This window comes from Spirillospora sp. NPDC049652, from assembly GCF_040675125.1.
Lineage (GTDB): Bacteria > Actinomycetota > Actinomycetes > Streptosporangiales > Streptosporangiaceae > Spirillospora.
In genome coordinates, this window is sequence record NZ_JBFAOF010001464.1 from 1 (window position 1) to 1,287 (window position 1,287).

The following is a 1,287-nucleotide window of genomic DNA, read 5'->3' on the forward strand; positions in this document are numbered from 1 at the left end:
AGCACGGCCACGATCGCGCCGATCCACGCGGCGGCCTTGCCGCCCGCGCCGCCCCGCTTGCCGTCCTGGTCGTAGTCGCCGTCCTGCCGGTAGTCGCCGTACTGGACGGGCGGCAGGTCGTAGCCGCCGCCGTCCTGCCGCCGCACCTGCGTCGCGCCCATGACCTGGGTGTGCTGCGGCTGGTGGACGGCCGTGGGCGCGGCCCCCATCATCATCGTGGACGCGGCGGTCGACGCCACCGGCTGCCCGTGCAGGGCCCGCTGGACCTCCTGCCGGAACTCGCCCGCGTTCTGGTACCGGTCGGCCGCGCTCTTCGCCATCGCCTTGAGCACGATCGCGTCCGCCCAGTGCGGGATGTCCGGATCGACCTGGGACGGCGGCGTCGGCTCCTCCCGGACGTGCTGGTAGGCGATCGCGACCGGGGAGTCGCCGGTGAACGGCGGCCGCCCGGTCAGCAGCTCGTACAGCACGCAGCCGGTCGAGTAGAGGTCGCTGCGGGCGTCCACCCGCTCGCCCCGCGCCTGCTCGGGCGACAGGTACTGCGCGGTGCCGATCACCTGCGCGGTCTGGGTCATCGTGGACGCCGAGTCGTGCATCGCGCGGGCGATGCCGAAGTCCATGACCTTGACCTCGTGCTGCCGGGTCAGCATCACGTTCGCCGGCTTGATGTCGCGGTGCACGATGCCGCCGCGGTGGCTGTAGTCCAGGGCGCGCAGGATGCCGTCGGTGATCTCCAGCGCCTTCTGCGGCATCAGCGCCCGGTTCTCGCGCAGCAGGTCGCGCAGCGTCGAACCGTCCACGTACTCCATGACGATGTACGGGATGTGGGTGTCGCCGATGGAGTCCTCGCCGGTGTCGTACACGGCGATCACCGAGGGGTGGTTCAGGGACGCCGCGGACTGCGCCTCGCGCCGGAACCGCTCCTGGAACGTGGGGTCGCGGGCGAGGTCCGAGCGCAGCGTCTTGACCGCGACCACGCGGTCGAGCCGCAGGTCACGGGCACGGTAGACCTCGGCCATGCCGCCGCGTCCGATCACGGACTCCAGCTCGTAGCGGCCGCCGAGCAGCCGAGGTTGACTCATCTGTGCACATTCCCTCGTACGTCGTCACCCTGTCCCCCGAACCTAGCCGCCCGCCGCGCGGACGCGGCGGAGCCGGGCTCGGAGTTGACGGAGTCGTGGCGCGTCCCGGTCCGGCCGGGAGTGCTCCCGGCCGGGCGAGGCGCCGCACTCCGGCCGGGGCGCCGCGTCCGGCCGCGGCCGGGACGCCGCCCGGCCGGGCGGAGTC

At 73.3% G+C, this 1,287-nt stretch carries 1 protein-coding gene; it reads right to left on the reverse strand.

From position 1 onward, the window contains the following. A partial coding sequence (gene pknB, locus AB0J52_RS41135) for a Stk1 family PASTA domain-containing Ser/Thr kinase (RefSeq protein WP_500188680.1) occupies positions 1-1,082 on the reverse strand: 1,082 nt, incomplete at its 3' end. Positions 1,083-1,287: the final 205 nt, after the last annotated feature.